The sequence below is a fragment of the Streptomyces chattanoogensis genome (assembly GCF_001294335.1).
Classification (GTDB): Bacteria; Actinomycetota; Actinomycetes; order Streptomycetales; family Streptomycetaceae; genus Streptomyces; species Streptomyces chattanoogensis.
This window is the reverse complement of record NZ_LGKG01000207.1, coordinates 170,780-188,267: the sequence shown is the minus strand read 5'-3', so window position 1 is coordinate 188,267 and position 17,488 is coordinate 170,780. Positions and strand designations below refer to the sequence as shown.

The 17,488-nt window shown below is 71.9% G+C and carries 15 protein-coding genes; 13 read left to right on the top strand and 2 right to left on the bottom strand.

Going from position 1 to position 17,488, the window contains the following annotated elements; translation table 11 throughout:
- Positions 1-24: 24 nt before the first annotated feature.
- From ADL29_RS39345 to ADL29_RS39300, 10 genes are all read left to right on the top strand, one after another.
- Complete coding sequence (locus tag ADL29_RS39345; RefSeq protein WP_053928266.1) at positions 25-1,281, top strand: ATP-grasp domain-containing protein; 1,257 nt, start codon at positions 25-27, stop codon at positions 1,279-1,281.
- Positions 1,278-2,150, top strand: a complete 873-nt coding sequence (locus ADL29_RS39340) for a Rossmann-like domain-containing protein (protein WP_053928265.1) — start codon at positions 1,278-1,280, stop codon at positions 2,148-2,150. Before ADL29_RS39345 ends, ADL29_RS39340 begins: the two co-directional genes overlap by 4 nt.
- Positions 2,147-3,271 (top strand): PLP-dependent cysteine synthase family protein, encoded by a 1,125-nt coding sequence (locus ADL29_RS39335; protein WP_053928264.1) that lies wholly within the window; start codon positions 2,147-2,149, stop codon positions 3,269-3,271. Before ADL29_RS39340 ends, ADL29_RS39335 begins: the two co-directional genes overlap by 4 nt.
- A complete protein-coding gene (locus ADL29_RS39330) occupies positions 3,268-4,356 on the top strand; it encodes a mandelate racemase/muconate lactonizing enzyme family protein (protein WP_053928263.1) in 1,089 nt (362 codons plus the stop codon). The genes ADL29_RS39335 and ADL29_RS39330 overlap by 4 nt, the downstream gene beginning before the upstream one ends.
- On the top strand, positions 4,353-5,630 hold the full coding sequence (locus tag ADL29_RS39325) for an MFS transporter (protein WP_053928262.1): 1,278 nt from the start codon (positions 4,353-4,355) through the stop codon (positions 5,628-5,630). Before ADL29_RS39330 ends, ADL29_RS39325 begins: the two co-directional genes overlap by 4 nt.
- Positions 5,627-6,412 carry a class I SAM-dependent DNA methyltransferase gene (locus ADL29_RS39320; protein WP_053928261.1) on the top strand — a complete coding sequence of 262 codons (786 nt, stop codon included), beginning with the start codon at positions 5,627-5,629 and terminating at the stop codon, positions 6,410-6,412. Before ADL29_RS39325 ends, ADL29_RS39320 begins: the two co-directional genes overlap by 4 nt.
- A gap of 62 nt (positions 6,413-6,474) precedes the next feature.
- The gene (locus ADL29_RS39315) at positions 6,475-8,076 is read left to right on the top strand and encodes an ABC transporter substrate-binding protein (RefSeq protein WP_053928260.1); all 1,602 of its coding nucleotides are present in this window, start codon (positions 6,475-6,477) and stop codon (positions 8,074-8,076) included.
- Positions 8,073-9,026, top strand: a complete 954-nt coding sequence (locus ADL29_RS39310) for an ABC transporter permease (protein ID WP_053928259.1) — start codon at positions 8,073-8,075, stop codon at positions 9,024-9,026. The genes ADL29_RS39315 and ADL29_RS39310 overlap by 4 nt, the downstream gene beginning before the upstream one ends.
- Positions 9,023-9,892, top strand: coding sequence for an ABC transporter permease (locus tag ADL29_RS39305; protein ID WP_053928258.1), 870 nt, complete (start codon positions 9,023-9,025; stop codon positions 9,890-9,892). Before ADL29_RS39310 ends, ADL29_RS39305 begins: the two co-directional genes overlap by 4 nt.
- Positions 9,889-11,442, top strand: a complete 1,554-nt coding sequence (locus tag ADL29_RS39300; RefSeq protein WP_053928257.1) for an ABC transporter ATP-binding protein — start codon at positions 9,889-9,891, stop codon at positions 11,440-11,442. The genes ADL29_RS39305 and ADL29_RS39300 overlap by 4 nt, the downstream gene beginning before the upstream one ends.
- A 135-nt stretch (positions 11,443-11,577) precedes the next feature.
- On the opposite strand, the gene aceA is transcribed toward ADL29_RS39300, so the two are convergent.
- On the bottom strand, positions 11,578-12,882 hold the full coding sequence (aceA, locus tag ADL29_RS39295; RefSeq protein ID WP_053928256.1) for an isocitrate lyase: 1,305 nt from the start codon (positions 12,880-12,882) through the stop codon (positions 11,578-11,580).
- A gap of 339 nt (positions 12,883-13,221) precedes the next feature.
- Between aceA and ADL29_RS39290 the strand changes: the two genes are divergently transcribed.
- The gene (locus ADL29_RS39290; RefSeq protein ID WP_053928255.1) at positions 13,222-14,625 is read left to right on the top strand and encodes a short-chain fatty acyl-CoA regulator family protein; all 1,404 of its coding nucleotides are present in this window, start codon (positions 13,222-13,224) and stop codon (positions 14,623-14,625) included.
- Positions 14,626-14,644: 19 nt separating this feature from the next.
- Here ADL29_RS39290 and ADL29_RS39285 read toward each other — a convergent pair whose 3' ends face one another.
- Entirely contained in the window at positions 14,645-14,875 is a 231-nt protein-coding gene (locus ADL29_RS39285; protein WP_053928254.1) for a hypothetical protein, read from the bottom strand.
- Between the two features lie 268 nt (positions 14,876-15,143).
- Here ADL29_RS39285 and ADL29_RS39280 point away from each other — a divergent pair, with 268 nt between their 5' ends.
- Both ADL29_RS39280 and ADL29_RS39275 read left to right on the top strand, forming a co-directional pair.
- Positions 15,144-16,220 (top strand): mechanosensitive ion channel family protein, encoded by a 1,077-nt coding sequence (locus tag ADL29_RS39280; protein WP_053928253.1) that lies wholly within the window; start codon positions 15,144-15,146, stop codon positions 16,218-16,220.
- A gap of 94 nt (positions 16,221-16,314) precedes the next feature.
- Complete coding sequence (locus ADL29_RS39275; RefSeq protein WP_053928252.1) at positions 16,315-17,487, top strand: macrolide family glycosyltransferase; 1,173 nt, start codon at positions 16,315-16,317, stop codon at positions 17,485-17,487.
- Position 17,488 lies beyond the last annotated feature (1 nt).

The following is a 17,488-nucleotide window of genomic DNA, read 5'->3' as shown; positions in this document are numbered from 1 at the left end:
CCACCCCTGCGAAGAAGGGAAACCGTGGCTCATCTGCTGATGGTCGAGAGCTGGGTCGGAGCGATGAGCAGGCTGCTGCCGCGCGCGATCCGCGAGGGCGGACACACCTTCACCTTTCTCACCCGCGACCTGCACCACTACCTGCGCTCCGCGCCCGAGGGCACCGCGCATCCGCTGCTCGGGGCGCGCAACGTCCTGACCGCCGACACCAACGACCTCGAAACGCTGCTGCCGTACGCCGAGCGGCTGCACGCCGCGCTCGGCTTCGACGGCGTGCTCACCTCCTGCGACTACTACCTCCCGACGGTCGCGCGGATCGCCGGCCGCCTCGGGCTGCCCGGCCCGGCGCCCGAAGCGGTGGAGAACGCCTGCCGCAAGGACACGACCCGCCGGGTCCTCGCCGACGCCGGAGTGCCCGGCCCGCGCTTCGCGGTCTGCGCGGACCGGGCCGAAGCCGCCGCCGCGGCGGCGGCGATCGGCTATCCGCTGGTGCTGAAGCCCGTCGACCTGTGTGCGGGCATGTACGTACGACGCGTCGACGACGAAGGGGAGTTGACCCGCGCCTACCGTGCGCTCGACGGCTTTCCCGTCAACGCGCGCGGCCAGCGCCGGGCGCCCGTGGTCCTCCTCGAAGAGCTGCTGCACGGCCCGGAAGTCAGCGTCGAGACCGTGACGTTCGACGACAGCACCCAGGTGATCGGCGTGACCGACAAGAGCATCGGTGGCGCACCGGCCTTCATCGAGACCGGCCATATGTTCCCCGCGGCGCTCCCGGCGGCCGATACCGCGGCGGCCGAGGACACGGCCGTACAGGCGATCAAGGCGCTGGGACTTGACGACGTCGTGGCGCACACCGAGATCAAGCTCACGCCCGACGGACCCCGCCTCGTCGAGGTCAATCCGCGGCCGGCGGGCAACCGCATCACCGAACTCATACGGCATGTCACGGGCGTTGACATGGCCGCTGCCTGTGTGGACGTGGCGCTGGGGCAGCGGCCCGATCTGCGCGTACGGGACACCGGGCTGCGCAGCGCCGCGATCGGGTTCCTCGTGCCGGGGACCGCAGGCGTGCTGGAGGCGGTCGACGGCGGCGACCTCGTGCGCAAGGCACCCGGCGTGCTCGAGCTTCAGCTCGCCGAGCCGGGCAGGGCGGTCAAGGAGGCCGGCAGCAACAACGCGTACCTGGGACATGTCATGGCCGGCGACGCGGAGGGACCGGGCGCGCGCCGTCGCGTCGAGGCGCTGCTGGCCGAGCTGCACCCGCGGGTGGTGAACCGATGAACACGGCCGTCACCACCGCCCCCGCCGCGGCCACCTCCTACGACGACCTCGTCACCCGCGTCCTGCGCGGTGAGTTCGGGCCCGACCCGCGGACCCGGCGGATCGCGGTGGCCTTCAGCACCCGGCAGGCCGTACGCCACGAGGGCCGCAGCGGCGGCTACCGCAACGAAGTGCTCAGCCTGCGGCTGGCCGCGGCGGTCGGCAGCTGCGCGGTGGAGCCCGGCGCGCTGCCGGACGCCGCGATCGAGGACTGCGTCGGCGCGGACGTCGCCGGCCTCCTGGAGCACGAGCTGCGCCCGGTACGGGTGGCCGCCCTGGACGCGTATCTGATGCACGTCCTCCCGCATACGCCCGCGAACGGTGCCCGGCCCTGGTCGCTGCCGGCCGGGTCGTCCCTGCGGAAATCACGCGCCAGGGCACGCGCCGTCGCCGGACTGCCCGATGTCGCGCCCGGCGCCCGGGTGCTCGTGGTCGGCGTGGTCAACTCGCTGCTCGAGGCGCTGCGCGAGCGCGGCCTGGCCTATGTGCCGTGCGACCTCAAGGGCGGTACGACGGAGTGGGGCGAGCCCGTACGCACCGATGCGCTCGCCGAACTGGAGCGCTGCGATGCGGTGCTCGCCTCCGGGATGACCCTGGGAAACGGCACCTTCGAGCCGCTGCGGGAGCATGCGCTGCGGCACGGCACACCGCTGGTCATGTTCGCCCAGACCGGGAGTGCGGTGCTGCCGCGGTTCCTCGGCTCCGGGGTGAGTGCGGTGTGCGCGGAGCCGTATCCGTTCTTCTGGCTGGACGGCGGGACCGGGACGGTGCACCGCTACCGGGCCTCGGACCGCCCGGCCTCCGACACGGAGCCCGGAGCCGCCCGGTGACCACGGCCGTCCTGCACTCCACCGGCAACCGGGAACTGCTCGGCCTGCTCGGCCGCACCCCGCTCGCCCGTGTCACCACCGACCTGCCCTGCCCGCACCCCGGATTCTGGGCCAAGCTCGAAGGGCTCGGCGCGGGCGGCATGAAGGCGCGCGCCGCCGTGTCCATGCTGCTCGGCGCCCGAGAGCGCGGCGAACTGCGGCCCGGCGCCCCGGTGGTGGAATCCACCTCCGGCACGCTCGGCATCGGCCTGGCCTTCGCGGGCCAGGCGCTCGGCCACCCCGTCGTGCTGGTCGGCGACAGCGAACTGGAGCCGTCCATGCGCCAGTTGCTGCGCACCTACGGCGTCCGGCTCGAACTGGCCGACCGGCCCGCGGCCGAGGGCGGCTGGCAGGCCGCGCGGCTGGCCCGGCTGCGTGCGCTCCTCGCCGAACTGCCCGGCGCGTACTGGCCCGACCAGTACAACAACCCCGACAACGTCGCCGGTTACGCCTCCCTCGCCGCCGAGATGGCCGCCGCACTGGACCATCTCGACGTCCTGGTGTGCAGCGTCGGCACCGGAGGCCACAGCGCGGGCGTCATCGGCCCGCTGCGCAGGCACTGGCCGCGGCTGCGGCTGATCGGCGTGGACGCCACCGGCTCGACGATCTTCGGGCAGCCCGCCAGGCCCCGGCTGATGCGGGGCCTGGGCAGCAGCATCCACCCGCGCAATGTCGCCTATGACGCCTTCGACGAGGTGCACTGGGTCGGCCCCGCGGAGTCCGCCGACGCCTGCCGCCGGCTCGCCGCCGGGAACTTCGTCAGCGGCGGCTGGAGCACCGGCGCGGTCGCCCTCGTCGCCGCCTGGGCCGCCCGCGTCCACCCCGGAGCCGTGGTCGCCACCGTTTTCCCCGACGGGCCGCAGCGCTACCTCGGCAGCGTCTACGACGACGACTTCGCCACCGCCCACGGCCTGGACCCGACCCGCGCCGCCACCCGCCCCGTCGAGATCCCGCACCCGCAGGCCGCGGAGGCGACCGGCTGGGCGCGATGTCGCACCGTCCGCGATCCCCTGACGGGTCATCAGAAGCAGCAGAACCCTCAGAACCACTGCCGGAACATGAACGAGAAAGAGGCCCTGTGAAGGTCGGTCAGCGCACCGTACGGCTCGAACTCGCCGAGCCACTGCGCATATCCCGCGCCACGATGGCGGCCCGTGACGCCGTCTGGCTGTCCCTCGAGCACCAAGGACAGCGCGGCTACGGGGAGGTGGTGAGCAGCACGTACTACCGGCTCGATGCGCGGACGATCGAGCGGATGCTGGGCGAACTGTCCCTGGAAATCGTCCGGTTCGCCGACCCCGAAAGCGCCCTGGACGCGCTGCGGGACGGCGCACTGCCCGGCCGGGACGCGCCCCCGGCGGTGACCGCGGCCGTCGAGTCCGCGCTGCTCGACCTCGTCGGCAAGCGCGCCGGCACGCCCGTGCACCGGCTGCTCGGCACCCCCGAAGCGCCGCGCGCCGCCACCGCCCGCACCCTCGGCATCACCTCGCGCCGCGAGGCCGCGGAACAGGCAGGCCGGCTGGCCCGGCACGGCTTCACCGTCCTCAAGATCAAGGCCGGAGCCCCGGACCCCGAGGACGACCTCGACCGCGTCCGGGCGGTACGCGACGCCGCACCGCACGCCCGGCTGCTGCTCGACCCCAACGGCGCCTGGACACCCGCCCTGGCCGCAACCCTGCTGCCCCGCTACGCGGACCTCGGCGTCGAGGCCGTCGAACAGCCCATCGCCCCCGGCGACCCCGAGGCGCTGGCCGGGCTCGCCGCACGCTCCCCGCTGCCGGTCATCGCCGACGAGGACGCGGTCGGCCTCGAGGACGCCCGGCGGCTGGCCGGCCGGGTGCAGGGCATCAACATCAAGCTCGCCAAGTGCGGCGGCGTCAGTGCGGCGCTGCGCATCGCCGCACTGATCGCCGGCAGCGGAACCGAGCTGATGCTCGGCTGCCTGACCGCCAGCACGCTGGGCCTGGCCCCCGCGGTCCACCTCGCCGACCGCGCCCGCTGGACCGACCTCGACGGCCATCTGCTGCTCGCCCACGACCCCTGGACCGGGATCGGCGGCACGGACGGCACCGTACGGGCGAGCGGCCGGCCCGGGCTGGGTGTGACGCCGCAGCCCCGGCCCGGCCCCAACCGGCCGGCAGCCCGTGGCAAGGAGGCCGGGCAGTGAGGACCTGGCACGAAATGCGCCGTTTCCCGCTCGCCATCCGCCTGCTGCTGATCAACCAGCTCGGCGTCAACACCGGCTTCTACCTGCTGGTTCCCTACCTCGCGGTGCATCTGGACAAGGACCTGGGGATGTCCGCCGCGGCCGTCGGCATCGTGCTCGGCGTCCGCAACCTCAGCCAGCAGGGCCTGTTCCTCATCGGCGGTTCGGCATCCGACCGGCTGGGCGCCCGCGGTGTCATCATCGCCGGCTGCGCGCTGCGGACCGTCGGCTTCGGGCTCTTCGCGCTCGGCGACGGACCGGCCGTGCTGCTCGCCGCGTCCGTCCTCAGCGGGCTGGCCGGGGCGCTGTTCAACCCGGCCGTACGGGCCTACCTCGCACAGGAGGCGGGCGGGCGCAAGGCCGAGGCGTTCGCCCTCTTCAATGTCTTCGCGACCACCGGCGCGCTGATCGGACCGCTGCTCGGCAGCGCCCTGCTGCTCGTCGACTTCCGGGCCGCCGCCCTCACCGCCGCCGCGATCTTTGCGCTGCTCACCCTCGCCCAGGCCGTCGTTCTGCCCGCACGCGAGGTCCCCCCGGCCACCGGCAGCGTCCTCGCCGACTGGCGCGAAGTGCTGGGCAACCGTGTCTTCCTGGCCTTCGCCCTGGCCATGGTCGGCATGTTCACGCTGCAGAACCAGCTGTACCTGCTGCTGCCCGACGGCGCACGGCGGGCCACCGGCTGGGACGGCGCGGCCGGCATCGTCTTCCTCGTCGGCACCGTCGCCAACCTCGCCCTCCAGATGCGCATCACCCGCATCCTCAAGAAGCGCGGCAGCCGGGCGCGGTGGATCGGCGTGGGACTCGGCCTGATGGGCCTGGCCTTCGTACCGCCGATGGCGGTCGCGGGCCTGGGACCCGCACCCGGAGGCCTCGGCGGCGCCGCACTGCGCGCGCTGCCCGTACTGGCCGGGGCGCTGCTGCTCTACCTGGGAGTCATGGTCGCCCAGCCGTTCGTGATGGAGCTGATTCCCGACTTCGGCCGCGCCGAGCTCACCGGCACGTACTTCGGGCTGTTCTACGTCGTCTCCGGCATCGCCGCGGCGGTCGGCAACACCGCCATCGGCTGGGCCATGGACACCGGCCGGCATGCGCACCACCAGTGGCTGCCGTGGGCCTGCTGCCTGGCCTTCGGACTTGTCTCCGCGGCCGGCGTCGCCTGGCTGCACCGGCTGCGCGGACTGCCCGTACGCGAAACGGCGGCGCCGGCCGCCGCACCACCAGGAATCAGGACATGACCAGCGGAAACCTGCTCACCGACAACCCCGTGCTCTACGAGGCCCGCTTCCCCGACCCCGACCGGCTGGCCGGCCGCTGGGCCGAGGACTGTCTGCGACGGTACGGCGCGGGACCGCGCGTCCTGGACATCGGCTGCGGCACCGGACGCGACGCCGCCCATCTGCACGGGACGGGCCGTACGGTCGTCGGCGCCGACCTCTCCGAGGCGATGCTGGCGTACGCCCGTGCCCACCACCCGGGCCCGGAATACGTCAGCGCCGATCTGCGCGCATTCGCCTTCCCCCAGCGGGAGTTCGACGCCGTGGTGTGCCTGGACAGCGCCCTGCTGTACTGCCACACCAACGACGACCTGGACGGTTTCCTCGCCTCCTGTCGTCGCAGTCTCGTACCCGGCGGCCTGCTCATCGCCGAGCTGCGCAACGGCGCCTTCTTCCTCGGCCGTACAAAGCTGCTCGACACCCCGTCCGTCAGCGGGTTCACCTGGCAGGGCACCGCCTACACCGCCACCACCACCCTGTCCGTGGACCGGACCGCGCAGCTGCTGCGCCGGATCCGCGTATGGACCGCGGACGACGGCTCACCGCCGGTCGAGCAGCGCTCCGCGTGGCGGCTGCTCTTTCCCCAGGAGCTGCGGTACGTGCTGGCCGCGCACGGTTTCGAGGTGATCGCCCTGTACGACGGGCCCGGACCGCGTACCGAACCCGTCTGGCGGGAGAGCGGCCCGGCGGGCGAGACGGCCGACGGGGACCGGCTGCATCTGATCGCCCGGCTCACCGCCTGAAGTTCCGCCAATCTGACGCCCAGTCAACTCAGTCAGCTCACCTACTCGGCAAGGAAATCGCCATGACCGAACAACGGCACGGCCCCGTCGACGACACCCGCTTTCCCGGACTGCACCGCCGCGGCTTCCTGGCCGCCGCCGGCGGCGTGGCCGCATCCGGCGCGCTCGCGCTCGCCGGATGCGCCGGCCCCGGCGCCTCCGACGGCAGCGCCGACGGCGGCGGCAGGCCCCGGCGCGGCGGCACCCTGCGTGCCGCCTTCGCGGGCGGCGGCGCGAGCGAGACCCTCGACCCGCATCTCACCAACCTCTTCGCCGACGCGGCCCGCGCCAAGGCCCTCTTCGACAAGCTCGCCGACTACGGAGCAGACCTCGCCGCCGCACCGCGCCTCGCCGCGTCCTGGGAACCCAACGCCGGACTGGACCGCTGGACGGTGACGCTGCGCAAGGCCGCCTTCCACAACGGCAAGCCGGTCACCGCCCGCGACGTCCTCCACAGCTACCGCCGCATCGCCGACCCGAAGCAGGCGTTCCGGGCCAAGGCATCCCTGGAGCCCATCGACCTCAAGGCCAGCCGGGCCCGGGACGCGCGGACGGTCGAGTTCGTCCTCAAGCGGCCGACTGCCGAATTCCCCAACATCCTCGCCGCGTTCGGCGCGTACATCGTCCCCGAAGGAGCGCAGGACTTCGACCGGAACCCGGTCGGCAGCGGCCCGTTCCGCTTCGTCTCCTTCACGCCCGGACGGTCCGCCGTCTTTCGCCGCAACGACGACTACTGGGACGGCCCGCCCCATCTGGACCGGCTGGAGATCCTGGTCGCCAACGAGGAGTCCGCGCGCGTCAACTCCCTGCTGGGCGGCCAGGTCGAGTACGCCCACGAACTGACGCCGACCACCGCCCGCGCACACGAGGGCAGGGGACAGATCGAGATCGTACGGCTGCCCCACAGCGCCATGCAGGCCTTCGCCATGAAGACCGACCGCGCGCCCTTCGACGACAAGCGGGTACGCGAGGCGTTCTTCCTGATCGCCGACCGCAAGGAGCTCGTCGACGGCGCGCTCTCCGGCGCCGGCGAGATCGGCAACGACCTGTTCGGCAAGGGGTACGAGTACTACGCGGACGGCCTGCGCCAGCGCGAGCCGGACCTGGACCGGGCCCGCCACCTGCTGAAGAAGGCCGGTGCCGACGGGCTCCGGGTCACCCTGGACACCTCCGCCGTCGCCGCCGGATTCACCGAGGCCGCCTCGATCTTCCGCGACCAGGCCGCCAAGGCCGGGGTGCACCTCAAGGTCAGGACGGGCAGCAAGGACAGCTACTGGCAGGACACCCTGGACTCCGGAACGCTGTGCTGCTACCGCTCCGGCGCCATGCCCATCGAGTCACACTTCTCCCAGCGGCTGCTGAGCGCCTCCACCACCAACGCCACCAAGTGGCGGCACAAGGACTTCGACGCGCTCTACCGGCAGGCCCAGTCCACCAGGAACAAGGCGGACCGGGCCGCCGTGTTCGGGCGCATGCAGCGCCGCCTGTACACCGAGGGCGGCTTCCTGGTCTGGGGCTTCGCCGACTGGATCCTGGGCACCGCCCGCACCGTCCGCGGCGTGGCGCACAAGGCGCCCGCCAACACGCTCGACTGGGCCCGTTTCGACAAGGTGTGGCTCGCGTGACCGCACTGTGGTCATGGCCGGCCCGGCGGCTGCTGCTCGGTGCCGGGCAGACCGCCGCGGTCGTGCTGCTCGTGTTCGCCCTCACCGAGGCGCTGCCGGGCGACGCCGCGGTGGCCCTCGCCGGTGACCAGCCCGACCCCGGGCGGATCGCGGCCCTCCGGGAGGCCCTGCACCTGGACCGGCCCGCCCACGAGCGGCTCGCCGCGTGGGCGGCCGGTCTGCTCCACGGCGACCTCGGGCGTTCACTGACCTCGGGCCGGCCGGTCAGCTCCCTTCTCGCCGACGGTTTCGCCCCGACCCTGCTGCTCGCCGCACTGACGCTGGCCCTGCTGATCCCGGCCGCCGTCGGCCTCGGCGTACTGGCCGCCCGCCACGAGGGGCGGCTCGCCGACCGGGTCATCAGCGCGCTGACCCTGGGCGTCTACGCCGTACCGGAGTTCGCCCTCGGGGTGCTGCTGGTCGCGCTCTTCGCGCTGCGCCTGGGCTGGCTGCCGCCGACCGCCGTCGGCTATGGCGACGATCTCCTCGCCCACCCCGCGGCACTCGTCCTGCCCGTGCTGGTCCTCCTCTCCCGCCCGGTGTGCTCCCTGGCGCGCCTGATCCGGGCCGGAATGACCGACGCGCTGGCCTCGCCGTACGTCGCCCACGCCCGCCGCTGCGCCATCCCGGGCAGCCGCATCCGCTATGCGCACGCCCTCCCCAACGCCCTGGCCCCCGCCGCCCAGCAGCTCGCCCGGACGGTCGACTGGCTGCTCTGCGGCGTCATCGTCGTAGAGGCCCTCTTTGTGATCCCCGGACTCGGAACGGTACTGATGAACGCGGTGGCGGAACGCGATGTCCCCGTCATCCAGGGCCTGGCGCTCGTCTTCGGCGTCACCGCCGTCCTCCTCAACCTCGGTGCGGACCTGGTCACTCACCGCTTCGCACCGCGTGCGGCGGTGGCCGCATGACCTTCCGCGCCAGGGGTGGTCCGGGACGCTGTGCGCTCGCCCTGCTGATCATCGCCGTACCGCTCCTCCTCGCCCTGCTCGGGCCGCTGTTCGCCGGGGAGCCCGGACCGCGGGCCGCTTCCTTCACGGTGGGCGGCGGTCACTGGGCGGGCACCGACTTCGTCGGCCGGGATGTCTGGCGGCAGGTGCTGCTCGGCGGACAGCCGGTCGTGAGCACCGCCCTCGCGGCAACGGCACTGGCCTATGCGGTCGCCCTGCCCCTGGGCCTGATCAGCGCGCTGACCCGACGCACCTGGCTCGAAGAGCTGCTGATGCGGCCGCTGGACATCCTGCTCGCCGTGCCGTCGCTGCTGACCGTCCTCCTGGTGGCGGCAGTCCTGACGCCAGGCGCCGGGGGCCTCGCCCTCCTGGTGGCGCTGGTCAACATCCCCGACGCGGCCCGCACCGTCCGGGCCGCCGCGGCCGAGGCGGCCTCCCGCCCGGCGGTCGAGGCGCTGCGGATGCAGGGGGAGACGTGGTGGCGGATGGCCGTCGGCTATGTCGGCCGTTCGTCGTTGCGCCCGCTCGCCGCCGACGCCGGGGTGCGGCTGACCGGCGTGCTGTATCTGGTGGCCACGGCTTCCTTCCTCGGCGTCGGCGCCGAACCGGACGCCGCCGACTGGGCGGTGATGGTCGACCGCAACCGGCCGGGCATGTTCGTCCAGCCCTGGGCCGTCGCGCTGCCCGCCCTGCTGATCGTCGCCCTGACCACGGGCACCAACCTGCTCGTCGATGCGGCGCTGAGCCGGCAACCCGAACACATCCGTCACACCCGTAAAGCCCGTGACTCCCGCACGCCGAAGCGAAACGAGAAGAGCAGCCCGTGAACGCGAACGACGTCGCGCACCTCCAGGACCTGCGCGTCGAGGTCGACGGCCGGGCCCTCGTCGACGGGGTGAGCCTGCGGCTGCCACCCGGCAGGATCACCGCCCTGATCGGGGCCTCCGGCAGCGGCAAGACCACCACGGGGCTCGCCCTCCTCGGCGCCTGCCCCCGCGGCGCCCGGGTCACCGGCGAGGTGCGCGTCCCCGCCACCACCGTCGGCTATGTACCGCAGCACCCCGCCACCGTCCTCAACCCCGCCCGGCCGGTGGCCGCACTGCTCCGGGACATCGCCCGCACCCAGGTACGCCATCTGCCCCGCCGCGCCCGCCGCCCCGCCATCCGCCAACGCGTACTGCACGCCCTCGCTCAGGCCCAACTCCCCGACGGGGAAGCCCTGTTGCGCCGCTTTCCCCATCAGCTCTCCGGCGGTCAGCAGCAACGCATCGTGCTCGCCCAGGCCCTTCTGACCGGTGCCAGGACCATCGTCGCGGACGAACCGACCACCGGCCAGGACGCACTGACCAAGCAGCAGATCGTCGGCCAACTGGCCGCACTGACCCGGCAGGGCATCGCCGTACTGCTGCTGAGCCATGACCTGGAGGTCGTACGGGCGCTGGCCGACGACGTCCACGTCATGCGCGACGGCCGCATCGTGGAGTCGGGCCCACCGGAACGACTGTGGCTCGCCCCGCGGCACCCCTGGACCCGCGACCTCCTGGCGCACTCCCCTTCCGCGCAGCCGTCGGACATCTCCGAGCCCGCCAGGCAGAACGCCGTACTCCAGGTGCGCGGCCTCACCGCCCGCCACCGCACCACCACCGTCCTCCACCCCACCGATCTGCGCCTGCACCCCGGCGCCGCCCTGGCCGTCATGGGCCGCTCAGGCAGCGGCAAGACCACCCTGGCCCGATGCCTGGCCGGGCTCCACCGGGCGTACGACGGAGAGATCCTGCTCGACGGCACCGCCCTGCCCCCGAGCCTCCGTCACCGCACCCGCGACCAATTGGCCGCCGTGCAGTACGTCTTTCAGGACGCCCGCGCCGCCTTCGACGACTACCGCCCGGTCGTGGACCAGGTGGCGCGCAGCGCCGTACGGCTGCGACGCGTCCCCCCGCCCGACGCCATGGCCGAAGCCGAACGCACGCTGCGCGACCTCGGCCTCCCCGGCGACCTCGTACGCCGCACACCCGGACAGCTCTCCGGCGGCGAGCTCCAGCGCGCCGCCCTGGCCCGCGCCCTGCTGGCCCACCCCAGGGTCCTGATCTGCGACGAAATCACCTCCGGCCTCGACACCGTCACCCGCCGGAGCCTCCTCACCCTCCTCTCCGGCCTGCCGCAGACCCACCCTGGCCTGTCCCTCGTCCTCATCACCCACGACCACGACACCGCAGCCCTCGCCGACCGCATCGCCGTGCTGGACGCCGGACACCTCGTCGAACAGGGCCCCACCGGCCGGCTCCGCACCGCGCCCCAACACCCGCTCACCGCCGCATTGCTGCAGCCGTCGCCTCGGCTCTCGTCCCGGCTCCCGTGCTCCCGTCCCAGAACGTAGCCCGGTGACGACGCGCGGCGGGCGCGGAGCAGCCTCAGCTCTGCCCCGCGCCCGTCCAACGGCAACCGGGACCCTCACCCCGGCGGCGCACCGGGGCCCCTCAGCCCCGGTCGTATGCGGCACCCCCGCTCGTTCCTAGTGGAACTGCTCCTCCTCCGTGGAGCCGGTGAGTGCGGTCGTCGACGAGGCCGGATTGAGGGCGGTGGAGACCTGGTCGAAGTAGCCGGTGCCGACCTCCCGCTGGTGCTTGACGGCGGTGAAGCCGTGCCGCTGGGCGGCGAACTCCCGCTCCTGGAGGTCGACATACGCCGTCATACCGGACTCGGCGTAGCCGCGGGCCAGATCGAACATCGCGTGGTTGAGGGAGTGGAAACCGGCCAGGGTGATGAACTGGAAGCGGTAGCCCATCGCGGCCAGTTCGCGCTGGAACTTGGCGATCTGGTCGTCGTCCAGCGCGGCCTTCCAGTTGAAGGACGGCGAGCAGTTGTAGGCCAGCATCTGGTCCGGGTGCTCGGCGTGGATCGCCTCGGCGAACGCGCGGGCCTGGGCGAGATCGGGGGTGCCGGTCTCCATCCAGATCAGGTCGGCGTACGGCGCGTAGGCAAGACCACGGGCAATGACCGGCGCCATGCCGTTGTGGACCCGGTAGAAGCCCTCGGCGGTCCGCTCACCCGTGCAGAAGCGGGCGTCACGCTCGTCGACGTCGCTGGTGAGAAGGCTGGCGGCGAGTGCGTCCGTACGGGCCACGATCACGGTCGGGACATCGGCGATATCGGCCGCGAGGCGGGCGGCGTTGAGGGTGCGGATGTGCTGTGCCGTGGGGACCAGGACCTTGCCGCCCAGATGGCCGCACTTCTTCTCCGACGCCAGCTGGTCCTCGTAGTGGATACCGGCGGCGCCGGCCTCGATCATTGCCCTGGTCAGCTCGAAGGCGTTGAGCGGGCCGCCGAAACCGGCCTCGGCGTCGGCGACGATCGGCGCCAGCCAGTCGGTGCCCTCGTCCGGTGAACCAGCCCCGTTGCCCTCCGCGGTGGCGATCTGGTCGGCGCGCAGCAGCGCGTTGTTGATCCGGCGCACCATCTGCGGAACGGAGTTGGCGGGATACAGGCTCTGGTCCGGGTAGGTGTGGCCGGCCTGGTTGGCGTCGGCGGCCACCTGCCAGCCGGAGAGGTAGATGGCCTGGAGACCGGCCCTGACCTGCTGCACCGCCTGACCGCCCGTCATCGCGCCCAGGGCGTGAAGGTAGTCCTGCTCGTGCAGCTGCCGCCACAGCCGCTCGGCGCCGCGCAGGGCCAGGGTGTGCTCCTCCCGGACACTGCCGGACAGCCGCACGACGTCCTCGGCGCGGTAGGTGCGCTCGATCCCCTTCCAGCGCGGGTCGGTCGCCCACCGCTGCGCCAGCTGCTCGGCCGTCGCCGTCGTCGTCCCTGTCTGCGTCATGACCGTCTCCCGGATCGCGTGAAGTGCTGTGTGGCGCCTGTGGTGCATGTGCTGGTGACGTGCACGGTGCCGGTGAAGTGCACCGCGCTTGTGAAGTGTGCGAACGTCATGTCACTCGGTGCCGCATCTTCTGGAACACGGCCCGCCGCCCCGTCCGGCGGATGGAACGGTGAGCAATGCGCCCGGAGAGCCGGGAGCCGGCGCGGGTCGGCGGGCCGTACGAAGACTCTGGCAGTGGCACTGAGTGTCATCAAGCGTGGGAGGATGCCAACTTCTGCGAGTCTTTCCGCGGCCGTTTGCCAAGATTGCCAACATGGCCAACTTTGAAGGGGTGTTCCGATGGGCAAGACCTATGCGGGTGCACGGTTGCGGCGGTTGCGGGAGGAGCGCCGCCTCAGTCAGGCGGAGCTTGCGCGCAGACTGGAGATCTCGCCCAGCTACCTCAACCAGATGGAGCACGACTCCCGGCCGCTCACCGTGCCGGTGCTGCTGCGGCTGACCGAGACGTTCGGTCTGGATGCGAGCTTCTTCTCGGAACGGGACACCAGCAGGCTCGTCGCCGATCTGCGCGAAACCCTCGCGAACGAGGTCTCCACCGCCCAGGTGTCCCCGTCCGACCTGGCGGAGCTGGCGAGCCGGATGCCGGCCGTGGCGGCGGCTCTGCTGGAACTCGGCCGGCGCAACCACGCTCTGACCCAGCGACTGGCCGTCGCCGCGGAAGGCCGGGACGCCGAGGAGCCGGCCCTGCCGCGCTCACCGCACGAGGAAATCCGGGAGTTCTTCTACCGGCGGCAGAACTACCTCCACGACGCCGACCTGGCGGCAGAGGACCTCGCCCGCGACATCGGCATCCGCCCCGGCGAGGTCCGCCGTGCCCTGTCCGCACGGCTCGTCACCCGTCACGGGGTGCGCATCACACCGGATTCGGCGCAGCTGCACCACTACGATCCCGCGGCGCGCGTACTGCATCTGTCCAGTCGGCTGCGGCCCGGCCAGCAGGCCTTCCGGATGGCCACCCAGCTCGCCCTGCTGGAATGCGGCGACGAACTGTCCGCGCTCGCGGCGGAGGACTTCGCCGAGGGCTCCGACACCTGGTCGCTCGCCCGGATCGGGGTGGCGAACTACGTCGCCGCCGCACTGATCCTGCCGTACCGCGCCTTCCACGCCGCCGCGGAAGAGGTCCGCTACGACATCGAGCGGCTCACCGACCGCTTCGGCCTCGGCTACGAAACCGTATGCCACCGCCTCAGCACGCTCCAGCGCCCCCGTCTGCGCGGAGTGCCGTTCTCCTTCGTACGCGTCGACCGCGCCGGCAACATGTCCAAGCGGCAGTCCGCCACCGGATTCCACTTCTCGCGCGCCGGCGGCACCTGCCCGCTGTGGAACGTGTACGAGGCGTTCGCCGCGCCCGGCCGCATCCACGTCCAGATCGCGGCCATGCCGGACGGGCAGCGCTATCTGTGGACCGCCCGCGCCGTCACCCGCCACCGAGGTGGCTGGGGCGAGCCCGGCAAGACGTTCTCCCTCGGCCTCGGCTGCGAGATCCGGCACGCCTCCCGGCTGGTCTACGCCGACGGCCTCGACCTCGACAACACGGCGGCCGCCACCCCCATCGGCATGGGCTGCCGCATCTGCGAACGCCTCGACTGTCCGCAGCGCGCCGTACCGCCCCTGGGGCAGCCACTGGCCATCGACGAGAACCGCAGCACCTTCGTGCCCTACCCGGTGGCGGACCGGCCGTGAGCCGCCGGCCCGGTCCCTCTCACGGAAGCCTGGCGGAGATCCGGCCCATTGCCTCAAGGGCCGTGAGGCCGGTCAGGCCCTCGGCCAGGGGCAGATGTGCGGAGCAGAACCATACGGCGTTCTCGGGGTGGCCGGCCCAGTCGTCGGGGTGATCGACCGTCGGGCGGAAGTACACCAGGGTGAACTCGTCGGAGCCGTTCCCCTTCCTCGTTGCCGACGGTCCGCAGGCGTCGCACTTCGGGGGCATCATGCGCGGTCCTCTCCTTCGCCTCGGTGCGGGGAACGGACATCGTAGAGCCGCGCATTGTCCCCGGGCCGGGCCGGGTGGCCTGGCCGTGCCGGGTGGCCGGGGCGCCTGCTGGGCGTCGCACCCCTGTGCGGCAGGATGGCAGCTCGCGCCGGGCGTCCGCGGACGTCCCGGCGCCTTCACAGTCCTAGAGACAAGCAGGTGGCAAGGTGACGAAACATCACAACCGGTGCTCAGCGGAGCCGTTTCTCCGGGGAGTGGGAGCCGGCCGGTGAACCGTGTGCTTACGGTGCATGACCTGATCGTCGCCGGGGCCGCGCTGGCCGCCGGCGTCGTGGGCGGCCTGCTGTTGCGAGGGGCCTTGCGGTGGCTGGCCAAGCATGCGCGCCGGACACGGTGGAGCGGGGACGACGTCATCGTGGACGCCTTGCGGTCGGTGGTGCCCTGGGCGGCGATATGCGGCGGCCTGGCGGCGGCCGCCGCGGCGCTGCCGCTGACGGAGACCGTCGGACACCACGTCAATCTGACGCTGACCGTGCTGCTCATCCTGGTCGTCACGTTCACCGCAGCGCGAGTGATCACCGGCCTGGTGAGGTCCCTGGCCCAGTCCAGATCCGGAGTGGCGGGATCGGCCACCATATTCGCCAACATCACGCGCATCGTGGTGCTGGCGATGGGCGTTCTCGTCGTGCTGCAGACCATGGGCATTTCCATCACGCCGCTGCTCACCGCGCTGGGTGTGGGCGGCCTGGCGGTGGCCCTGGCGCTGCAGGACACCCTCGCCAACCTCTTCGCGGGCGTCCACGTCCTCGCCTCGAAGACCGTGCAGCCGGGCGACTACATCCGGCTCAGCAGCGGAGAGGAGGGCTATGTCGTCGACATCAACTGGCGCAACACCGTGGTGCGGCAGCTCTCCAACAACCTGGTGATCATCCCCAACATCCAGCTGTCCGGCACCAACATGACCAACTTCACCCGGCCGGAACAGCAGCTGTCGATCCTGGTGCAGGTGGGGGTCGGCTACGACAGCGATCTCGAGCACGTCGAGCGGGTCACCCTCGAGGTCGTCAAGGAGGTGATGACCGACGTCAGCGGTGCCCTCCCCGACCATGAACCGGCCGTCCGTTTCCATACGTTCGGAGACTCCAGGATCGGCTTCACGGTGATCCTGGGGGTCGGCGAATTCAGCGACCAGTACCGGATCAAGCACGAGTTCATCAAGCGCCTGCACAAGCGGTACCGGGACGAGGGCATCAGGATTCCCGCGCCGACGCGGACCGTGGCACTGCAGCAGTCGGACGGGATCGCGATTCCGCACCAGCGCGGTACGTCGGGCCTTATGCCGTAGGGGAGTTGCGGGCCGTACGGGGCACGCCCCGTGCGGCCCGCAACGCACAGGGGGGAGCGCGGGGCGGAAATCCCGGCTCGGTAGGATCCCTGGTATGCGGAAACACCTGTTATTCGTAGCCATAGCGGGGCACGGGCACATCAATCCCACGCTGCCGCTGGTCGAGGAACTCGTACGGCGAGGGCACCGGGTGGACTATGCCACCACCGCGGAATTCTCCGAGGCGGTCACCAGGGCCGGTGCGCACTGGGTGGAGCTGCCGTCGCCGGAACCGATCGAGATGCCAAGTGAGTTCCGTCCCGAACACTTCGGAATCTTCGTCCGCTTCATGTTCGGGGCACTGCGCATGGCCTACCCGGTCCTGCGCGAGCACTGCGTCACCGAAGAGCCGGACGCGATCTGTTACGACGCGATGAGCTGGCTGGTCCCGGTCCTCGCCCGGCAGCTGGACCTGCCCGCCGTCCGGTGCATTCCGAACATCGCCTCCAACGAGTCGTATTCGCTGTTCACCCAGTTCATGGACGGACTGGGCGACGAAAATCCCCTGATGGCCCTACTGGCCGAAAGCTGCGCGGAATTCTCCGCCGAACAGGGTGTCGCGCTCGACCCCGCGAACATCCTGGACGTGCCCGAGAAGCTGAACCTCGTGTTCATACCCAGGGAGTTCCAGCCCGCGGTGGACACCTTCGACGAGACCTTCCACTTCATAGGCCCCTCGTTGGGCAGCCGGGAGCATGCCGAAACATGGTCGCCGGCCGACCCTGATGCCCCCGTGCTGTTCATTTCGCTGGGGACGGTCTTCAACAACCGGCCCGAGTTCTACCGCACCTGCATCGAGGCCTTCCGTGACGGGCCATATCAGGTGGCCATGACCGTAGGAGGTCTGGACCCGTCGTTGCTCGGGGAAATCCCGTGCAACTTCGACGTCCGACCGAGCTTTCCGCAGCCGGCCGTACTGCAGAAGGCCACTGCTTTCGTCTCCCACACCGGCATGAACTCCACGATGGAGGCCCTGTATTACGGGGTCGGGCTGATTGCCGTGCCGCAGATGCCGGAGCAGGCCGCCAACGCCGGGCGGGTGCGGGAACTGGGGCTCGGTGAGCAGTTGGACGCCGCCACGGTGACCGCCGAGTCGTTGCGTGCCGCCGTCGCCCGGGTCGCCTCCGACGGCATGGTGCGCGCCAACCTCGACCGGATGCGCAAGGTCGTCAGGGGAAGCGGCGGAGCCGCTCGCGGCGCGGAGGTGATCGAGGAGTACCTCCGCTGAC

Bases quoted from the DNA above. Each gene is read 5' to 3' on its own strand.
- ADL29_RS39340 (WP_053928265.1), top strand. From the start codon at position 1,278: ATGAACACGGCCGTCACCACCGCCCCCGCCGCGGCCACCTCCTACGAC.
- ADL29_RS39320 (WP_053928261.1), top strand. From the start codon at position 5,627: ATGACCAGCGGAAACCTGCTCACCGACAACCCCGTGCTCTACGAGGCC.
- ADL29_RS39315 (WP_053928260.1), top strand. From the start codon at position 6,475: ATGACCGAACAACGGCACGGCCCCGTCGACGACACCCGCTTTCCCGGA.
- ADL29_RS39305 (WP_053928258.1), top strand. From the start codon at position 9,023: ATGACCTTCCGCGCCAGGGGTGGTCCGGGACGCTGTGCGCTCGCCCTG.
- aceA (WP_053928256.1), bottom strand. From the start codon at position 12,882: ATGACGCAGACAGGGACGACGACGGCGACGGCCGAGCAGCTGGCGCAG.
- ADL29_RS39290 (WP_053928255.1), top strand. From the start codon at position 13,222: ATGGGCAAGACCTATGCGGGTGCACGGTTGCGGCGGTTGCGGGAGGAG.
- ADL29_RS39285 (WP_053928254.1), bottom strand. From the start codon at position 14,875: ATGATGCCCCCGAAGTGCGACGCCTGCGGACCGTCGGCAACGAGGAAG.
- ADL29_RS39275 (WP_053928252.1), top strand. From the start codon at position 16,315: ATGCGGAAACACCTGTTATTCGTAGCCATAGCGGGGCACGGGCACATC.